Raw genomic sequence first — 17,369 nt, 5'->3', positions numbered from 1 at the left:
ACGGAGCCGAACATGTGGAAAATTCTTGACCGAACTGAGGAGATGCTGGCCGTCGCCTTCCTCACCGGGACCGTTCTCGCGGTCCTTTTGGGAGCGATCGGCCGTGCAGCCGGCGTTCCAATACCTGCCGGCCCGGAGATCGCACAACTTCTTCTGATCTGGACGTGCATGTTCGGCGCAGATCTCATCATGAGACGTGGCGAACACATCCGCATTTCGGCGTTGCCCGACTTGTTGCCACCCCGCGGCCGCCGGGTGCTTCATCTCCTATGCGTCGTCAGTATGATCCTCTTCCTCAGCTATTCCGGCTGGCTGGGCTGGCATCTCGCCATATCCAACTGGGCGCGCGAGATGGGGGCGTCGGGGCTGTCCTATGGCTGGGTAACACTTGCTCTGCCGGTAGGCTGCGCCCTGATGATCGTCTCACTCTGCCGACGCATTGTCGAATATGGTCTCCTTCTTGCCATAGAACCTGAAACCGCTGAAGGCAGGGAGCAACTGTTGTGATTTCCTTTTTGCTCCTCTGCCTTGCACTCGGCTTCATGGTTGTCGGGATGCCGGTGGCCTTTTCCATCGGTGTGGCCAGCCTCATCTATTTCCTTCTGCCATCCACCTTCATGCCAGATACGACCGCGGTTCAGCGCATTGTCGCAGCAAGCCAGTCCTTCCCGCTGCTGGCCGTGCCACTCTTCATTCTCGTCGGCCACCTTATGAACGGTTCGGGAATAACGCCGCGGATGCTGATACTCGCCACCACACTGGCTGGCTGGATGCGCGGCGGGCTTGCGCAAACCAGCCTCCTGCTCTCCGCGCTCATGGGTGGCATCTCCGGCTCGGCTGTCGCCGACGCCGCGATGCAGTCCCGCGTGCTAGGCGAGCCGATGATCAAGCAAGGTTATTCGCGTGGCTTCACAGGGGCGCTTCTGTCTGTCGGCGGCCTGATCACCGCGACAATCCCTCCAAGCCTCGGCCTGATCCTCTACGGCTTCCTGGGCGAGGTTTCAATTGGCCGTCTCTTCATCGCAGGCATCGTGCCCGGCGTAATGCTGGCGATCGCCCTGATGATTGCTACGGCGTGGATTGCGCGGCGACGCGGCTACCAGCCTATCAATGAACGACTGCCGACATTCCGCGAGGTGATCGCCGCCGTTCGCGAAAGCTTCTGGGCTATTCTCTTCCCTATCTGGCTGATCGTCGGCATCCGCTTCGGCATCTTCACACCTTCCGAGGCTGGAGCATTTGCAGTGGCCTATGCGATCGTGGTCGGCGCGTTCATATATCGTCAGCTCAGTTGGGCCGCCATCATCGACGCTCTGCTTCTCAGCGTGCGCGACATCGGCATGATCATGCTGATCATCCTGTTTTCGGGCGCCTTCGGTTACGTTATTACCTTCGAGCGCGTTCCGCAGACACTTGCCGAATTGACGCTCGGGCTGTTCTCCAGCCAGGCCATGCTCCTGTTCGCCATCTCAGCCTTCCTGCTCGTCTTCGGCATGCTCGTCGAGGCGACTGTAATCGTGATGCTGCTAACACCCATCCTGGTGCCCGTCATCACCGCGGCAGGTATCGACCCGGTGCATTTCGGTCTCGTCATGATGACGCTGGTCACCTTTGGCGGAATGACACCGCCCGTCGGCGTTTCCATGTTCACCGTCTGCGGCATCCTCAAATGCTCATACAAGGAGTACACGATCGAGATGGTTCCGTTGGCGGTCGCGGTCCTTGCCGTCGTTGTTATCATGATCCTGTTTCCGGATGCTGTGATGTTCCTGCCACGCGCCATGATGGGGTGACGTGTAATGCCTCATCCCGATTGTCTGAGCGGCAGGCGCGATTGCAGCCGCCTTTACCGGCGAGGCCACATTTCTCTGAAGGGCGTCGGGCCATTTGATTTCCACTGACCGCCAGATTCCGCAACAAGCGTGCTCGGCAGGCGTGGCGCGACGGGAAGAAGGCTTCGGCGGTCGATGTTGTGTGGCAGGTTTTCTGCCGTGCCGTGCTCGGCCGGCTCTAATGATGCAAGACCTGCATATTCTGGTACCAAACACGGCGGATCAACTAAATTCGCCTGCAATAGGCGATTTTACAATGTTACCAGTTCAATGCCGGATGGCACGCGCAGCTCTTGGCCTCAAAATCGCGGAACTCGCAGAGCTGGCTTGCCGATAATCCAGCAAGCTAGGCCGCTCGGCTGTCATTGCTCAAATTCACGACCTGAACGTCCGCAGAACCCGTTTGCCGTTCCTGAAACAGTGCTGCAATCAGGTCTGATTGCGTGACGATCCCAACGACACGGTTGTCGGCATCAACGATGGGAATGTGATGCAGGCCCATGTCTGCCATTGACGGCACGAGCTTGGCTATCATGGTTTCGGGCGTGACGGACTGGACCTGGCTTGTCATTATTTCGGCCACCGTATGCTTGGTCTTGCGCGTCAGTCGAAACCTGTTCCCGCTCCGGACGCGCCGATCGAGGTGAGGGCGTCCGTCATCGGCGAGAAGCGATGCCTGCATGAAGTCGGTCTGGGTGATTATGCCGACCAGCTTGCCATCCGGCGCAGTGACGGGAAGTGCTTTGACCCGGTGATTGATCAGAAGCTTCCAGGCGTCACGAAGGTCTGTTTCGGGGCGTACGGTTGCAACGTCCCTTGACATGATCCGGCCGCAGGTGATTTCACCGGACCGCCTCTGGTAGGCGCGGATCTGGGCCCGATGCAACAGGACGTCGAGTTCGTCCGGGCTCACATTGACGATCTCGTCATACTGAGCCAGCACGTCCTGCAGATCGCCGGGGACAAATCCTAACCGGGCCGTAGGGGGCAAGTCTGCCGTTTTGTGAATATTGGCTGGGGTAGCCGGTGCAAGATGAGGGTAACGGCGCCCCGTCAAATTGTTGAACAAGAGCGCCGAGAGCAGCAACAGCAGGGAATTGAGGCCGACCGGCCACAGGATGAAGCTGTATCCCTCGGCGTGCAAGGCCGGACCACCGAGCACGGCTGTCAATGCGATGGCCCCGCTTGGGGGATGGAGACAACCCATCAGCAGCATCAGGCCTATGGCGACAGAAACCGCCAGCGCCGATGCAATGATCGGGTCTGGCACAACGAGTGCGAATGAAACGCCGACAAATGCGGATACGACATTGCCACCGAGTATCGACCAGGGCTGTGCCAATGGGCTTGTTGGAGCTGCAAAAAGCAGCACTGCCGATGCACCCATGGGAGCGATCAGGAGAGGAAGATTGACGTCTGGGCCCAGCGCAAGCTTGCTCACGATACCTGTTATTGTGATGCCGACCAGTGCACCAAAACATGCCCGGAAGCGTTCAAGGTTGCTGGTCGGCGCAATCGCAGGAATTAAGCGCTTGAGAGTGCTCCAGGGCATCGTGAAATTATCCGTCTGTTGAATTGATTGCAAACAGGTAGCGCCTGAAGCCTAACGTGTGCCTAAATGTGTAGCAGTTGGCTTATATTTTAGGCAACGAATAAGTTTTCTCATAAGGTATAAACTGCAGAACAGAGTTCCGCTTTTATCGGTATAGGAGGCAGCTTTTTCTGGCGAGGCGGCATCAGGCCAACAAAACCGATGCGGTAGCTCTGCTGAGACACCAGCATGGGATATGCGGGAAGCTGTTTGGTGTGTCTTGGAATTGGCGAGGCGACCAGGCTAGCGTACAGCTTTGGCTGCTGGCTCGGATTGGGAGACGCTCCCAATTTCTTGAGGATTGTCGATTGTGCAACTCATCTTGTGGTGATCGAGGCAGCGAGATGCAGTAATTCATCCCAGTATTTCAGAATGAGATCAATATTGAGGACCGCGCCAATATGCTCCTTGAGCACGGGATAGGTTTCAGGCTTTTCGAATGGGTAGCATTTCCGTCTTTTTAGGTCTCGTAGTCGCGGGGAGATTACATTAGAGATAACAATAGGGGCGATGATAGCTGGATTATAGTTGTGATTGGTGGATGTGTTGCACCCGCAGCAAGAGATTCTCGGTTTTTTTGGGTGAATGCAAGCACTGGGCAGTTGAGCCCATCAGCAGCTAACACCTACATACCGGTCCTCAGCGTAACCGACAGAGCCAGCGAATCTTTCCGACATGAGCGTCATTATGGTTTCCGCCATCGGCTCAGAAACGATGTGGGCGGCTTGGCACGCGAAATGCGGAGTCATCCTTGCCATTATCGGCCTTGGTTATTGGTTAAAAAGCTCTCCCAACACGAATATTGAAGCCGGAGGGGGCGAGAGGGAAACGGTGCGACTCGATTGCCGATTTGATTTGGAACAGAATCGAACTGATTTCCACGCCAGGATGCCATATTTATCTGATAATCGCGCAATGGTTTTGAGATAAATGAGCATAAAATGACTTCGTCCCCCAGACCGCCAGACATCATCGACGGCAAGGCCGTCAAAAGTCTTGTCGATGCACACGCGATACGGGGTGCTGTCGTGCTCGGCCAACCCGGAGGCTTTGCCATCCTCGTGAAATACGGCACCAATGAGCGAGCTATTGCAGCGCAACGCTCGCGGACCATGCGCATCTGGCGAAATTTGACCACCGCTGCCGCCTATGTGCGCGACGAATTGGGGGGTCCACGTTTTGAGATCGATATGGTTGACCATGATCCGGCCGCCGTGGAACGCAAGCGCCCCGATACCGCAGAACGGCAGCGTCAAATGCACGAAGCGATGGAGCACGACGCATAGTTCCGGGCTGAAGCGCAAAAGACGTTGGATGGCATCGCGGATGGTACCGTTGGCGTCCCCTCCGATGACGAACACCGAAGCCGCTGGCAGAAGAAACGTGATGAGTAGTTGGCTCGCACCGGACGTGCCGGATGACACGGCTGGTCTGGTCAGAGGACGCCGAAACTGATCTTGACGCCATCATAGATACATCACTCGCGATGAGGTAATGGCGGCGATCGATGTGTGTGATGAAATCGAGAGCCAGGTCGAGCGCTTGCGAGATCTCCCATTCTTCGGCCGTGAAGGTCGGTTGCAGGGTACGCGCGAGTTGGTCGTTACGGGCCCGCCGTTCATTGTCATCTATACTGTAGGCGAGGCTGTCGTTCTGGTGCGCGTGCTGCACGGGGCGCAGCAGTGGTCGAAGAAAGGCAAGGATTGATGCCAGATCCGGATGATTACAACGCGATTGATAAGGTCCCACACTCGAGGAGCATCTCTTCAACCGTGCGCAGGGGTAACGGAAACCGGAAGTACAACCACACCGCGTGAGCGATGATCAGGGGTGGGAAACGGTGACGTTTATAGCTGACGGCAGGCTGGCTCATCACTCCTGTCTATGCCAAGGACGATGATCAAGAGTTAACCTGACAAAGTCCTGTCGACTGCCCCCCGAGATACTAGCCGCCGAAGCCAAAGCCCACCGGCATGTCGGTGAGGGTAATGCCATAAGTCTCCAGGCTCTTCAGGATCCAGGTCTGGTTGTTGCCAATGCGGCGATTGTATTCGGCCCAGGCGGAAACAAAGCTCTTGAAGGTTTCGTCAGCACCGTAGTTCAGGGCAATGACCGAAGGTGTGGACAGGACCGGTGTCGGAACCTTGACGGCGCCGATCGTCGGCGCTTTCTTGGAAATCACCAGACCGTTTAGCATGGTGTTGACCAGAGCGTCGGCTTTGCCAGTCGTTACGGCAACAATCGCCTCGTCGCGGGTCTTGAAGCGCAGGATATTGGCCCTGGACAGGTATTGCTGGGTTATTAGGTCCTGAGCGGAGCCGAGGTCGACGGCAAATGTATATTTTGGGTCGTTGAGTTCAGTCCAACTCTTGCCCTCCAGCTCCGCCTTAGCCGAGATCAGTACGAAACTGTTGTAGTAGGTCGGGTCCGAGAAGGAGACAGATATGGCGCGGACCGGTGTCGCCGTAACCGCAAAGGCCATATCAACCTTGCCGCTCTGCACGTCGAGGATAGCGTTGGCCCAGCTGGATTCGACCACTTCGAGCTTCACATCGAGCGTCTTGGCGATATCATTCGCCATGTCGAGCACGAAACCCTCCCATTTGCCAGTGCGAGGATCCTTGCTGAAATACGGGGTCTCGTTGAGGATCGCTGGAATGCGTAGCACCCCGCTGGCGCGGATGTCATCGATGGTTCTGGCCAACGCCGCTGTGCCAGTCAGCAGCGAAAGCCCAACTGCCGCCACCCCGCAGATTTTCGAAAGCATATTCATCTTCTCGTTCTCCATTGTGCCCCGGAATCTCTTGATGGCCATCTCCCCGCATACCGAGGATCTCGCACGTGGGCATATCGGCCGAACACCAGCCTATCCGCGAATTGATCGGGAACAATGCTAGAGAGTCCGAGCCACTTATCGGCTTTTTTATATGTCTCGATCACAACGGTGGCACGGAGAGCTCGTTGCTGCGCGGCGGATCAAGCACGGGTCCGACCAGCTCGTGGCGACAGTCCTCAAACAATTGCTGCACCATGGGATGCTTTTGCAGGAAGCCCGCATTGCCAAAATACACACGCACTTCCGGCAGATTAGTAAGCTTGGCACTGCGGATCGACACATCTTCCGGGCCAACGCACCAGGAAGGAATGATCGAGAAGCCAAGACCTTCCTCCACGCAACGCTTGACGCTGGAACTGCCGGAGGTAGAAACAGCAGGCTGTATGACGGCACTGTCCCGGCCAAGGAAATCCACAGCCAGGTTTCGAAGCGTCTGCCCTGGCTCGTAGGTTATGAAGGGGCGGCCGTTGGCCCAGCTAGGGATATCCTGTTGCTCGGGCGGCTCACCCCAAGCCTGCGGATAGACCAGGCTCAAACGGTAGCTACCGAGCAATCGTTGTGGCACAACCGGGTCGCCGAAATAGCGTTCCGAAATGCAAACGTCGAGGCTGCCGTTCTTGACGAGTTCGGCCAACACAGTATCGCGCTCGCAGACGGCAAATTCCATTTCAGGAAATGTCTCGCGAAACCGCGAAAGAACCCTCGGGAACAGATAGAAGAAAATCGCCTGGGGCATGCCGACGCGCAGCGACGATCGCTGGTTCTCAATAAGCTTGGTCAGCCTCTCCAGCATGATGTCGAGTTCGGGATGGAGCAGGCTGTAAAGCGTCTGCCCGCGCGGGGTGAGCGATATCCGTTTGGCACCCTGCTCGGAATCAATTAGCTTTCCCTGCAGGATCTGCTCCAGCCGCCGGACATGGTTGGCAGCCGACTGATAGCTCAGGTTGAGATCGCGTGCCGCACCAGAAAACGAACCGTGTCGCGCCACCTGGTAGAAGGTCTGAATAAGTGTGAGGCTGATCTTGGCCATGTCGTTGGTCTCCCTCCATTCTGTGTTAAAGGGTCGGGGCTCTTTAGCGGATACAAATTTCGTGAACAAGCAAGGCCGTCATCTTGTATCGACGGTCAAGTCCCGCCGCCGTCATTATTGGTAGACAACCAACAAGACCGGCTTCGAAAATCATGCAGTCCCGCCCCCCGTCCAGCGCCATCGTCATAGGTTCCGGTATCGTCGGAGCCGCAACGGCCTATTTCCTGGCTGCGCGTCATATCGCCGTTCGACTGATCGACGCGTCGGCGCCGGCTGCCGAAGCAACGGGTGCCGCAGACGGTGCCGTCTCGGTTGCCAGCAAACGACCGGGGCCCATGATGACGGCGGCCCTCAAGGGTGTCAGGCTCTACGGAGAACTGGCGGATGCGGGTCTGTTTGCCGGTGCCTTCAAGCGTCGCTCGACGTTCATCGTTGCGGTATCAGATGAGGAGTGTACAGTCCTCGAAGCCCACTCGGCCGCACTCGGCAACGCTGGCGTCAGTGTCGAGATGCTGTCGCAAGCCGACCTGCGCCAGGCCTTCCCTGTCCTCTCGCCACAGGCGAAAATGGCGATCGAGGTGCACGGCGAGGGCCATGCCATTGGCTACCAAATCGTTCACAAACTGTTAACCGCAACCGGCATTGCAGTCGACCGGGATACGCGGGTTGAAGGACTTCGATTCGAAGAAGGTGGCAGACGCATCATCGGGGTAGTGACGAGCCGCGGTTGCCTGACCGCTGAGGCGGTGGTGATTGCTGCCGGCAACGGGTCGGGGGAACTACTTGGCCTCTCCGGTGTGCTTACGCCGCGCAAGGGCCAATTGCTGGTGACGGAACGGGCGCCGGCCCTTAACGCCGCCATGCCCGGCGCAATCATGTCTGGCCGCTACCTGCTCAGTAAGGGAAGCCAAAAAGCCGGTCATGCGCCGCCGCAACGCGGTCTGGGACTGGTCATCGACCCGCTCGTCACCGGCCAATTTCTGATCGGCGGCACGCGCGAGGATTTCGGCGATCGTGCGACCAACGACATTGATGCGATCTCGCGAATCCTCGTCGAAGCCGTGGCGCTCGTCCCGGGTCTTGCCGACTACAGACTGCTAAGGAGCTTTGCGGGGGTGCGTACCGCCGTCATTGACGGCCTGCCACTGGTCGGGCGTATCCCCTACCTCGAGAACGCCTATGTCGCAACCGGCTTTGAGGGCGACGGCATCTGCCTTGGCCCGGTAACCGGCAAGTCGATCGTCCAGCTGATCTGCGGCGAGGAACCGGAGATAGATCTGGCGCCTTTCGATCCGGCCCGTTTCGCTGGCTATGGAGCAGTCGTATGACAGCACAAATCTTCGATTGGATGGGGCATGGCATTCCCTTCCGCACAGGGGAAAGCATCGCAGCAGCCTTGGAGGCGGCCGGCATCAGGACCTTCGGCCCCGACGCTGTGGGCCAACAGACCCGCTATTTCTGCGGCATCGGCGCCTGCCAGTGCTGTCTGGTGCGCGTCGACGGGGTCCCTCGGGAAGCATGCATTACCCCAGCAAATGCTGGATTGCATGTCGAAGCACTGGAGCGAAACCATGATTAATCCCGATGTCATCATCATAGGCGGCGGACCGGCCGGGCTTGCGGCAGCAACCGAAGTTGCGCGTTCCGGCTATACGGTGGAGGTGGTCGAACAGCGTGAAACCCTCGGCGGCGCAGTACATCGCCAGCCGATCGAAGGCGTTTTACCCATCAACCAGGCAGCCGGCCCTACGGCGCGCTGGCGCACAATCGCAGAGGCCTTTTCGACGGCGCGCATCCCGGTGCGCTATGCATCTGTCTTCCTCGGCGTCGATGGCGACGGAAGGGTGCTGATCGAAGACCGCCGGGCAAAACGGGTCGAGCATATCAGGCCCAAGGCCGTCATCGTCGCAACCGGCGCAGTCGAGAACATCTATCCTCGGCCCGGCTGGCAGTTGGCCGGGGTTTCCACGGCAGGCGGATTGCAGGTGATGATGAAGGAAACCGGACGAGCACTTGAGGGCCGTGTCCTGCTCGTCGGCAGTGGGCCACTGCTGATCGCGGTTGCAGCGCAGATGGCGCGGCTCGGCAATCCGCCGGCAGCGATTGTCGAGGCGGGCGATCCGCTGCGACGCGTCAAACCAGGGATCGCGATGCTCGGCCATGCCGTACTCTTGCGCGAAGCTGTGAACTATCTCAAAGAAATCGTCCTCAGGCGTATTCCCTGGTTGCGCGGAACGCAGCTCGTCGCAATCGAGCAAGACGGCCCAAGCCTTCAGGCTCTCGTGCGGCGCAGCGACGGCCGCGAGCAGCTGATCGCGGTTGATCGCATCGGCCTGCATGACGGCATTCGTCCCAACGATTTCGGTCTGCCGAACGAAACGACCGAACTGACGTCATCAGGACCTTTGATCCTATGGGCTGGAGATTGCAGGCAGGCACTTGGCGCCTTCGCCGCCGAGGCGGACGGGCGACGCGCGGGCCGCCAGGTCGTTGATATCCTATCGGAGAATCGAGACCGTGCAGGCCATGACCAGGCGGTCGAGCGCGCCCGCATGGCGCAAGCGACCCTGGCGGCCCTGTTTGCTCCCGTCCTTGGAGCCCCTCAGCTCTCATCCTTGCCGGACGAAACCATCCTTTGCCGCTGCGAGGGCAAAACGGTCGGCGATCTGCGCCGGCTTTGCAACCGGGCGGACCGGCTGACGGGCCGGGAAATCAAGCACAACGGCCGCTTTGCCATGGGTGCCTGCCAGGGGCGATTTTGCGCAGCCAATACTGCGGCGCTGATGGCTGAGTTAAATCCCGGCGCTCCCCTGCCATCGACCGAGGACCTGACCGGCCGACGCTGGCCGCTACGTCCGGTTTCAATCGCGGCTCTGGCCGGCGCCATCCCAATAAACAGTGAAAACAAATGACGAGGTTTAACGCCATGACGCAACCCCAGCGCCTGACCCATGAGACGACAAACGCAATTTTGGTCTACAACCCCTTCGATGGCGCGCCGGTCGGAGAAGTAGCAACGAGCACATCCGCGGAAATCACTGCGGCCGTCATGCGCGCCAAGGTCGCCCAGCGGGAGTTTCGCTGCTCGACGCCGGCGGTGCGCCGCTCCATGCTGAATGGCCTGGCCGTGGAGATCGCCGCCGATGCCGAGAGCTTGGCGCGCCTCATTTCCAACGAGATGGGCAAGACGATTCGCGAGGCTCGCAACGAGGTGCGACGTGCCCAGAACACGCTGAAGCTCTCTGGTGACGCCGCGACCTTCCTCGACGGCGAGGCCCTGCACTGTGCAATCGTCGAGGACGGCGCAGATCGACTGGCGACGATCACCTATGAGCCGGTCGGTGTTGTCGGCGCCATCACGCCGTTCAACTATCCGCTCAACCTGCTCTGCCACAAGCTCGGCCCGGCGATCGCCGCCGGAAACGCCGTGGTCGCCAAACCGTCCCCAAAGGCACCTCTTGCCGCGGCGCGGCTGTGTCAACTGGCGCTGAAGGCCGGCTGGCCGGCCGACCTGTTCCAGGTTGTGCATGGCGCGGGGGAGGTTGCCCTGTCACTTGCCCGGTCAGCGATTGACCTTTTGTCCTTTACAGGCGGCCCGGGTGCCGGTCTCGCCCTCAAGAACGCCAGCGGGCTCATTCGCTGCCTCATGGAACTGGGGGGCAACGACCCGCTGTTCGTGCTTCCGGATGCAGACCTCGACAAGGCAGTCGCCACCACCATTGGCCACCGCTTCGAGATTGCCGGGCAAAGCTGTGCGGCGGTCAAGAAGCTTTATCTGCACCAGGACATAGAGAAAACCTTCACCGACAAGCTGCTCGTCGCCGTCGCTGCCGTCGCGTTCGGTGATCCATCGAAAGACTACACCGACATGGGGACGGTGATCGACCTTGCCGCGGCAAACACCGTCGCCGAGCGCGTCAATGCCAGCGTTTCCAGCCATGGCGGCAAGCTGTTGACCGGAGGCACCCATGACGGCACCGTCTTTGCTCCGACCGTCATCTCGCAGGTTGCGGTCGACGCGCCTGTCATCGCCGACGAGACGTTCGGCCCGATCATTGCGATCCGCAGTTTCACCGACCCCCGCGAGGCGATCGCAGAGGTCAATGCCGGAGCCTATGGGCTACAGGCAGGCGTCTTCACGAATGATCACGCGCTGATCAAGACCTTTTCACGCGACCTGCTCGTCGGGGGTGTGATGATCAACGAAGGTCCCGACTTCCGTGCCGAGCACGTACCCTTCGGTGGGGTCAAGCGTTCGGGCATCGGTCGCGAGGGCGTCCGCATCACGTTGCGCGAAATGTCCGAGACGAAGGTAGTGATCGATTGAGGAGTCAAGCCATGCGTATCGCCGTTGTGGGAGCGTCGGGCCGGGTGGGAACCCGGCTTGTCGAACTGATTCTTGCCAATCCGGGGCTGGAACTGGCAGCTGCCCTGGTCTCCCCCAGCTCCAGGCTCTCGGGAACGCCGGTCGCCGGTGGCAGCATTGAATACCGTCCAGCGGAGGCGGCGTTAAAGAACCGTTGCGACGTGATGATCGACTTTTCCACGCCGGCTGGAAGCCTGGCATTGCAGGAAGATATCGGCACGAAGACTATCCCGACGATAATCGGCACCACGGGCTTTACGCCTGAGGAGGACGAACGGCTCACCTCCTTCGGGGTCCATCGCCCTTTGCTGATCAGCAACAATTTCGCCCATGGGTTCGAGGCATTCCGGCGCGCGGCTGTTGAATTCGCCCAGCGCATGCCCGATGCCGATGCGATTGTCGGCGAAACCTACCATATCCGCAAGAAAGCGGAACCGTCCGGCACCTCACGCTTGCTGGCGCTTCAGGTGTTCGAGGCGCGAAGCCGCGCTATGGGTTTTGCGGCGCCTGAACCGGCGATCGTCGTCAAGCGCGAGGGAGACACGGTCGGCGCCAGCGAAGTCCGCTTCCACATGGACTCGGTCGAGGCCGTCTTCACCTACCGCGTCCACACGCTCGCAGCCTATGCCGAAGGGGCCATCGCCGCTGCCCAATGGCTGGTTGCTAAACCGCGTCCCGCCGGCCGCTACGCCTTGGCGGACAGCATGAACGACTGATGATAATAGAGAGGAACATGATCATGCAAAACATTAGTAACCGCTTCAACGGCGTATTCACCGCCCTCATCACACCCTTCAAGGACGGTGCTATCGATACCGCAGCATTTGACGCACTGGTGGAGCGCCAGATTGGCGCCGGCGTCGCCGGCCTTGTTCCGGTCGGCACAACGGGGGAAGCAGCGACGCTTTCGGACGAAGAGGCCGATGGGCTGATCGCGCGGACCGTGAAGCTTGCCGCAGGGCGCGTCCTGGTTATGGCGGGTGCCGGCGCGAACGACACGAAGAAGACGATCGAAAAAGTAAGGCGCGCCGAACAGGCCGGCGCCGACGCCGTGCTGATCGTCACGCCCTACTACAACAGACCAACGCAGGCAGGCATCATCGCGCACTACGGCGCAGCGGCGGGGTCAACCTCGCTGCCGGTCATGCTCTATTCGGTCCCCGCGCGCTGCGGTGTAGAGATAGCATCCGACACCTGCGCGATCCTGCTTGAGCGGCACGACAACATTATCGCGATCAAGGAGGCCGGCGGATCGGCCACCAGGGTCACCCAACTGCGCGCCGCCTGTGGCGATAAGCTGATCATCCATTCCGGCGACGACGGCCTGACCTTACCCTTCCTGTCACTCGGCGCTGTCGGCGTCACCAGCGTCGTTGCCAATGTCGCGCCGCGCGAAATGGTCCAACTGGTAGAAGCCTGGAACAGGGGCGACACGACCCGTGCTCTGGCACTGCATGAACTGATCGCCGAACTCACCGACGGCATGTTCATCGAATCCAATCCCGGGCCAGTCAAAGCAGCGCTGGCGCTGACCAACCTCGCCGGGCCGGAAATGCGCCTGCCGATGGTTCCGGTCTCGTCGGCCAACCGCGAGCGGCTCGCCGGTATTCTCGGACGCTTCACCTCAGCCTCAGCTGCCTTCCAAGAAATGCGGTAAGCGACGGCATCAGCTTTGCATTGTCCTTGACAAACGGGCGTAGGACTATCAGCCGTCGGCTCCCGGTCCGACTTGAAACCGACACAAGATCAGGGGAACAAAAATGAAAAACAGAACTGTCGGGAATCTGTGTCCAGGAAACGGGCATCATCCGTCTTGCCCAGCGGACAAGACCGCAAGAGGTGGGCGATGAGTTACAACTGGGACTTCCATTCCGTATGGCAATACTGGGACCTCTTTTTATGGGGCCTGTGGCTCACCGTCGTCTATACTTTTGGCTCCATTCTCTTCGGTGTGCTGATCGGCCTCCTTACTTGCGCTGCACGGCTTTCCGGCTGGCGGATCTTTTCCGCTATCGCCCGGGTCTACCAGGAGATCTTTCGCTGCACGCCTCTTTTGGTCCAGCTTTTGTGGTTCTATTATGCATTTCCGTTGCTCGTCGGCGGCTCGATTGACAATCGCGTCGCGGCAATGCTCACGCTGTCGCTTTACGTCGGTGCCTTCTATGCGGAGATCTTTCGCGGCGGTATCGTGTCGATTGACAAGGGGCAGCGAGAAGCAGCCGCGGCCATTGGCATGAGTTCCTGGCAGTCAATGACACGGATCATCCTGCCACAGGCGATGAAGCGCGTGCTGCCGTCTTTCATTAATCAGTCGGTTATCCAGTTCAAGAACACGTCGCTGGTCTCCGTCATCTCGGTCGCCGACCTTGCCTATATGGCGGCGGTGGTCAACGGCCAGACCTACCGGCCGCTCGAATCCTACACTCTTATGGCTGGCCTCTACATTGCCATACTGTTGCCTATCACCCAGGCAGCGGATTGGATCGAACGTCGCCTCAGGGTCAGTGACTAACTGAACGGATCCAATGACATGACACAGAACTTAAAAGCCAATGCACCCGTCATCGAAGCGGTCGGACTGCGCAAGAGCTACGGCTCGCTCGAAGTCCTCAATGGACTGGATCTAAGTCTCGAGCGCGGCGAGGTCGTGGCTCTGATCGGTCCTTCCGGATCGGGCAAATCGACCTTCATCCGCTGCCTCAATATGATGGAAATCCCAACTGCTGGTACGATCCGCTTTCGCCAAAAGACCGTCGTTGATCGGTTTTACGACAAGGGTGACGAGATCGGTATCGGCACGCTTCGCCGCCATGTTGGTATGGTGTTCCAACACTTCAACCTCTTCCCGCACAAGACGGTATTGCAGAATGTGACGGAAGGCCCGATCGTGGTGTGCAAGCGGCCCAAGCGGGAGGCGGAGGAATTTGCCATGGATTTGCTCGCCCAAGTGGGGCTGTCCGACAAGCACGCCGCCTATCCGAACCATCTTTCCGGCGGCCAGAAACAGCGCGTGGCGATCGCCCGTGCACTCGCCATGGAGCCCGAAGTGCTGCTGCTCGACGAGGTAACCAGCGCGCTCGATCCGGAGTTGGTAGGTGAGGTTCTGGCCGTCATCCGCGGTTTGGCCGACAAGGGCATGACGATGGCAATCGTTACCCATGAGATGGCCTTTGCTGCTGATGTTGCGAGCCGTGTCCTCTTCCTCGACCTGGGTGTGATCGCCGAAACGGGTACAGCCGAATCCGTGATCCTCAATCCGCAAAATCCCCGCCTTCAAGGGTTCGTTGCGCGGTTCAAAGGCTGAGCGTTGCCATGGACAAGCTAAAAGTCAGCATATTCGGCGCCGGCGAAATCGGCTCGGCGCTCGCCCTGGCCCTGTCGGCAAGCGATGACTTCGCCGTGCAGGTCATCGATCGTTCGGAGAATGCACTCGATCGCCTGCGATCAATGAATATCAGGGCAGATCTGCGAGCCTTTGGACACAGCCAGGACCTGTCCGGACTGCTGTCAGGACAGGATGTCGCGGTCGCAGCGGTGCCTGTCGTCTCCATCAACGAGATCGCAGGCGCGGCTGCGCGGAAAAATGTGCACTACCTCGACTTTTCCTGTCCCGGACCGCAGACGCGGGCTCTCCTCGCGCCACTCGCCGAACATCGCGCCGTCTTCAACGGATGTGGGGTCTCACCAGGGATAATCGGCAATGTCGCCTGCCGACTTCTGGAAGAATTCGCCCCGGTTACTGACCTTACCATCCGGGTCGGCGCCATACCCCGCTATCCGACCAACCGCCTTGGCTATGGCCAGATCTGGAATGTCGACGGACTTATCGATGAGTATACGCGTCCGAGCGCCGCCATTCGCGATGGGAGAGAAGTCAGCCTGTCTCCGCTCGAAAGCTATGGTCAGCTAAGTATCGATGGTGTGACCTATGAGGAATTTATCACATCGGGCGGGATCGTAGATCTTTCCATGTTTTCCGGATCGTCGCCGAAAAACGTCACTTTCAAGACGATCCGTTACCCCGGCCACCTCGACTATATACGGTTCCTTCTCGATGACCTTGGGCTTTGCACGCGTCGTGACATGCTGCGGTCACTGCTTTGCAACGGATTGCCGGTCATCGAGGACGACATCCTGCTCCTGGTTGTGACCGCACGGGGCCATCGCGGCCGTCAACCCACCGAACGCACGGTTTGCCATCGGTTCGCCCCGAATCGGCAACTGGGACCCTTCAACGCGCTTACCTCGGTTGCAACCGGCTATGCTGCCAGCCTGCTTTCGATGCTCCACAATGGGAAAATACCAGCAAAGGGATCTATCGCCCACCACCGCATCGATATCGAAGCGTTGCTGTCAGGCCCGTTCCTCAAGCCGCTCCTTGAGTCATAGCGAAACCGCGTCAATTCTTGCGCGAGACGGCCCATACTTCGCCCGCTAAATCACTCAGCCCGCATATCGGCCACGCTGTAGCAATGGCTCGCCTGATCGGCGTTCCGTATCGGGTCAGTCTTCGTTCTGATGGTGAAAAGGCTGCGCGAAAAGGGGCAAAACCATTGTGGGTTCTTATGTTGTTTATACTTTCGATAGCATAAGCAATATTATTTTGAAGCGTCGACCGAAAGGAGGAAGCCCATGTCGAGCAGCATGGATCAATTACCACGATCTCGCTTTCCCGGACCAAGAAGGGTTATTCCAAGTATTATCTCGGATACGCCAATGGTGTGCTGTGGCCGCTTCATTACCGGCTTGATCTCGTTCAGTATCGGTCTTCGCATTTTTCCGGTTGTAACCGCGTCAATCGCAAGTTTGCCGCCGCGTTGATGCCTTACCTGAAGCTCGATGACACCATTTGGGTTCAAGATTACCATCTCATCACATTTGCCAGAAGTCTGCGAAATCTTGGCTGTCGGCAGCGGATCGGATTTTTCCTGCATATCCCGTTTCCGCCGCCCGAAATTCTTGACAATGGAGACGTCCGTATCGGCCAGAACGATCAAGGACGAACGTTTCCCGATCGGCATGGACGTCGAAGCGTTCGCAGAAATGTCACAGCGCATAACAGAGGATGTCGCAGTCGACACCAAGCGCCGCGAGGTGTTGGGGCGAAAGCAGGTTATCGGTGTTGATCGTCTCGATTATTCCAAGGATTTGCCGTCACGCGTCAAAGCATTCGGCCGGGTGCTTGCCAAGTATCCGGAGAGCGCCACCGAAGGCTTCACCTATTGGTTCATGAAGTTCGATGGCATATCGAATAATCGCGACAAGGAACTGGCGGACCCGCAAGGGTTCGGCCTGATCGAATACGGTTTCTATCTTCTCGCCATCGATGCCGGTATCGACATGAGCGAATGCCGAATCCACGAGGAGGGTGGTCGGTCGCATTTCATGACGCGGCGGTTCGATCGTAATGCAGGTGGCGAGAAGCTGCAAGTGCAATCACTCGCAGCGTTACGTCATTACGACTTCAATGCGGCCGGTGCCTATTCCTGCGAACGCGCTCCTTTCCAGCCCCAACAGACAGAGGTCGGCATCGGTTGCGCCATTCTCAAGAGAATGCTGGCGTGTGGGTGCCCCGGAGTCCGTCCGCAGACCTCATCGCAGATTGACCTGCGCCAAATGTCCGATCGATGCACCGCGCCGTTTTCCACCACACTCACTATACGTCCTCTGCTGGCTTGCCACATTTGTAAGCATGCTCAAATGATAGACAAAAC

The 17,369-nt window shown here is 58.9% G+C and carries 18 protein-coding genes and 3 pseudogenes; 16 read left to right on the top strand and 5 right to left on the bottom strand.

The window, feature by feature from the left end:
* The first annotated feature begins 12 nt into the window (after nucleotides 1–12).
* The gene (locus tag ACYJL1_RS18915) at nucleotides 13–507 is read left to right on the top strand and encodes a TRAP transporter small permease (protein WP_460898476.1); all 495 of its coding nucleotides are present in this window, start codon (nucleotides 13–15) and stop codon (nucleotides 505–507) included.
* Complete coding sequence (locus tag ACYJL1_RS18910; RefSeq protein ID WP_460898475.1) at nucleotides 504–1,793, top strand: TRAP transporter large permease; 1,290 nt, start codon at nucleotides 504–506, stop codon at nucleotides 1,791–1,793. The genes ACYJL1_RS18915 and ACYJL1_RS18910 overlap by 4 nt, the downstream gene beginning before the upstream one ends.
* 385 nt (nucleotides 1,794–2,178) lie before the next feature.
* Here ACYJL1_RS18910 and ACYJL1_RS18905 read toward each other — a convergent pair whose 3' ends face one another.
* On the bottom strand, nucleotides 2,179–3,384 hold the full coding sequence (locus ACYJL1_RS18905) for an HPP family protein (RefSeq protein ID WP_460898474.1): 1,206 nt from the start codon (nucleotides 3,382–3,384) through the stop codon (nucleotides 2,179–2,181).
* A gap of 359 nt (nucleotides 3,385–3,743) precedes the next feature.
* Nucleotides 3,744–3,911: pseudogene (locus tag ACYJL1_RS18900) on the bottom strand (Tn3 family transposase); the annotation flags it as partial.
* A 187-nt stretch (nucleotides 3,912–4,098) separates the two neighbouring features.
* Here ACYJL1_RS18900 and ACYJL1_RS18895 point away from each other — a divergent pair.
* The 3 genes from ACYJL1_RS18895 to ACYJL1_RS18885 all read left to right on the top strand — a co-directional run bounded on the left by ACYJL1_RS18895 (nucleotide 4,099) and on the right by ACYJL1_RS18885 (nucleotide 5,130).
* The gene (locus ACYJL1_RS18895; RefSeq protein WP_460898473.1) at nucleotides 4,099–4,353 is read left to right on the top strand and encodes a hypothetical protein; all 255 of its coding nucleotides are present in this window, start codon (nucleotides 4,099–4,101) and stop codon (nucleotides 4,351–4,353) included.
* 11 nt (nucleotides 4,354–4,364) lie between these two features.
* Nucleotides 4,365–4,709 (top strand): hypothetical protein, encoded by a 345-nt coding sequence (locus tag ACYJL1_RS18890; protein ID WP_460898472.1) that lies wholly within the window; start codon nucleotides 4,365–4,367, stop codon nucleotides 4,707–4,709.
* 208 nt (nucleotides 4,710–4,917) lie between these two features.
* On the top strand, nucleotides 4,918–5,130 hold the full coding sequence (locus ACYJL1_RS18885) for a type II toxin-antitoxin system RelE/ParE family toxin (RefSeq protein ID WP_460898471.1): 213 nt from the start codon (nucleotides 4,918–4,920) through the stop codon (nucleotides 5,128–5,130).
* A 37-nt stretch (nucleotides 5,131–5,167) separates the two neighbouring features.
* Here the strand turns inward: ACYJL1_RS18885 and ACYJL1_RS18880 are convergent.
* The 3 genes and pseudogenes from ACYJL1_RS18880 to ACYJL1_RS18870 form a co-directional block, all read right to left on the bottom strand.
* Nucleotides 5,168–5,296 (bottom strand): annotated as a pseudogene (locus ACYJL1_RS18880) (IS6 family transposase); the annotation flags it as partial.
* A 72-nt stretch (nucleotides 5,297–5,368) separates the two neighbouring features.
* Nucleotides 5,369–6,196: a transporter substrate-binding domain-containing protein gene (locus ACYJL1_RS18875; protein WP_460898470.1), complete on the bottom strand. Its 828-nt coding sequence runs from the start codon at nucleotides 6,194–6,196 to the stop codon at nucleotides 5,369–5,371.
* 163 nt (nucleotides 6,197–6,359) lie between these two features.
* The gene (locus ACYJL1_RS18870; protein WP_460898469.1) at nucleotides 6,360–7,289 is read right to left on the bottom strand and encodes a LysR family transcriptional regulator; all 930 of its coding nucleotides are present in this window, start codon (nucleotides 7,287–7,289) and stop codon (nucleotides 6,360–6,362) included.
* A gap of 152 nt (nucleotides 7,290–7,441) precedes the next feature.
* Here ACYJL1_RS18870 and ACYJL1_RS18865 point away from each other — a divergent pair, with 152 nt between their 5' ends.
* The 11 genes and pseudogenes from ACYJL1_RS18865 to ACYJL1_RS18815 all read left to right on the top strand — a co-directional run.
* Entirely contained in the window at nucleotides 7,442–8,617 is a 1,176-nt protein-coding gene (locus ACYJL1_RS18865; protein WP_460898468.1) for an NAD(P)/FAD-dependent oxidoreductase, read from the top strand.
* Nucleotides 8,614–8,868: a 2Fe-2S iron-sulfur cluster-binding protein gene (locus tag ACYJL1_RS18860; protein WP_460898467.1), complete on the top strand. Its 255-nt coding sequence runs from the start codon at nucleotides 8,614–8,616 to the stop codon at nucleotides 8,866–8,868. Before ACYJL1_RS18865 ends, ACYJL1_RS18860 begins: the two co-directional genes overlap by 4 nt.
* The gene (locus tag ACYJL1_RS18855; RefSeq protein WP_460898466.1) at nucleotides 8,861–10,201 is read left to right on the top strand and encodes an FAD-dependent oxidoreductase; all 1,341 of its coding nucleotides are present in this window, start codon (nucleotides 8,861–8,863) and stop codon (nucleotides 10,199–10,201) included. The genes ACYJL1_RS18860 and ACYJL1_RS18855 overlap by 8 nt, the downstream gene beginning before the upstream one ends.
* 14 nt (nucleotides 10,202–10,215) lie before the next feature.
* Nucleotides 10,216–11,616 (top strand): aldehyde dehydrogenase family protein, encoded by a 1,401-nt coding sequence (locus ACYJL1_RS18850; protein WP_460898465.1) that lies wholly within the window; start codon nucleotides 10,216–10,218, stop codon nucleotides 11,614–11,616.
* A gap of 11 nt (nucleotides 11,617–11,627) precedes the next feature.
* Nucleotides 11,628–12,371, top strand: coding sequence for a dihydrodipicolinate reductase C-terminal domain-containing protein (locus ACYJL1_RS18845; RefSeq protein ID WP_460898464.1), 744 nt, complete (start codon nucleotides 11,628–11,630; stop codon nucleotides 12,369–12,371).
* Nucleotides 12,372–12,388: 17 nt separating this feature from the next.
* Entirely contained in the window at nucleotides 12,389–13,312 is a 924-nt protein-coding gene (gene dapA / locus ACYJL1_RS18840) for a 4-hydroxy-tetrahydrodipicolinate synthase (protein WP_460898463.1), read from the top strand.
* Nucleotides 13,313–13,501: 189 nt separating this feature from the next.
* Nucleotides 13,502–14,167, top strand: a complete 666-nt coding sequence (locus tag ACYJL1_RS18835) for an amino acid ABC transporter permease (protein WP_460898462.1) — start codon at nucleotides 13,502–13,504, stop codon at nucleotides 14,165–14,167.
* Nucleotides 14,168–14,185: 18 nt separating this feature from the next.
* Nucleotides 14,186–14,959 (top strand): amino acid ABC transporter ATP-binding protein, encoded by a 774-nt coding sequence (locus ACYJL1_RS18830; RefSeq protein ID WP_460898461.1) that lies wholly within the window; start codon nucleotides 14,186–14,188, stop codon nucleotides 14,957–14,959.
* Between the two features lie 8 nt (nucleotides 14,960–14,967).
* A complete protein-coding gene (locus ACYJL1_RS18825) occupies nucleotides 14,968–16,044 on the top strand; it encodes a saccharopine dehydrogenase family protein (protein WP_460898460.1) in 1,077 nt (358 codons plus the stop codon).
* 263 nt (nucleotides 16,045–16,307) lie between these two features.
* Nucleotides 16,308–16,781: a trehalose-6-phosphate synthase gene (locus ACYJL1_RS18820; RefSeq protein ID WP_460899160.1), complete on the top strand. Its 474-nt coding sequence runs from the start codon at nucleotides 16,308–16,310 to the stop codon at nucleotides 16,779–16,781.
* Nucleotides 16,782–16,869: 88 nt separating this feature from the next.
* A pseudogene (locus ACYJL1_RS18815) lies at nucleotides 16,870–17,190 on the top strand (HipA domain-containing protein); the annotation flags it as partial.
* Nucleotides 17,191–17,369: the final 179 nt, after the last annotated feature.

Source organism: Phyllobacterium sp. K27 (assembly GCF_054796155.1).
This window is presented reverse-complemented; position numbering and strand designations above follow the sequence as displayed.

Bases quoted from the DNA above. Each gene is read 5' to 3' on its own strand.
- ACYJL1_RS18915 (WP_460898476.1), top strand. From the start codon at position 13: ATGTGGAAAATTCTTGACCGAACTGAGGAGATGCTGGCCGTCGCCTTC.
- ACYJL1_RS18830 (WP_460898461.1), top strand. From the start codon at position 14,186: ATGACACAGAACTTAAAAGCCAATGCACCCGTCATCGAAGCGGTCGGA.
- dapA (WP_460898463.1), top strand. From the start codon at position 12,389: ATGATCATGCAAAACATTAGTAACCGCTTCAACGGCGTATTCACCGCC.
- ACYJL1_RS18905 (WP_460898474.1), bottom strand. From the start codon at position 3,384: ATGCCCTGGAGCACTCTCAAGCGCTTAATTCCTGCGATTGCGCCGACC.
- ACYJL1_RS18895 (WP_460898473.1), top strand. From the start codon at position 4,099: ATGAGCGTCATTATGGTTTCCGCCATCGGCTCAGAAACGATGTGGGCG.
- ACYJL1_RS18885 (WP_460898471.1), top strand. From the start codon at position 4,918: ATGGCGGCGATCGATGTGTGTGATGAAATCGAGAGCCAGGTCGAGCGC.
- ACYJL1_RS18870 (WP_460898469.1), bottom strand. From the start codon at position 7,289: ATGGCCAAGATCAGCCTCACACTTATTCAGACCTTCTACCAGGTGGCG.
- ACYJL1_RS18835 (WP_460898462.1), top strand. From the start codon at position 13,502: ATGAGTTACAACTGGGACTTCCATTCCGTATGGCAATACTGGGACCTC.
- ACYJL1_RS18875 (WP_460898470.1), bottom strand. From the start codon at position 6,196: ATGAATATGCTTTCGAAAATCTGCGGGGTGGCGGCAGTTGGGCTTTCG.
- ACYJL1_RS18845 (WP_460898464.1), top strand. From the start codon at position 11,628: ATGCGTATCGCCGTTGTGGGAGCGTCGGGCCGGGTGGGAACCCGGCTT.
- ACYJL1_RS18850 (WP_460898465.1), top strand. From the start codon at position 10,216: ATGACGCAACCCCAGCGCCTGACCCATGAGACGACAAACGCAATTTTG.
- ACYJL1_RS18865 (WP_460898468.1), top strand. From the start codon at position 7,442: ATGCAGTCCCGCCCCCCGTCCAGCGCCATCGTCATAGGTTCCGGTATC.
- ACYJL1_RS18825 (WP_460898460.1), top strand. From the start codon at position 14,968: ATGGACAAGCTAAAAGTCAGCATATTCGGCGCCGGCGAAATCGGCTCG.
- ACYJL1_RS18855 (WP_460898466.1), top strand. From the start codon at position 8,861: ATGATTAATCCCGATGTCATCATCATAGGCGGCGGACCGGCCGGGCTT.
- ACYJL1_RS18860 (WP_460898467.1), top strand. From the start codon at position 8,614: ATGACAGCACAAATCTTCGATTGGATGGGGCATGGCATTCCCTTCCGC.
- ACYJL1_RS18890 (WP_460898472.1), top strand. From the start codon at position 4,365: ATGACTTCGTCCCCCAGACCGCCAGACATCATCGACGGCAAGGCCGTC.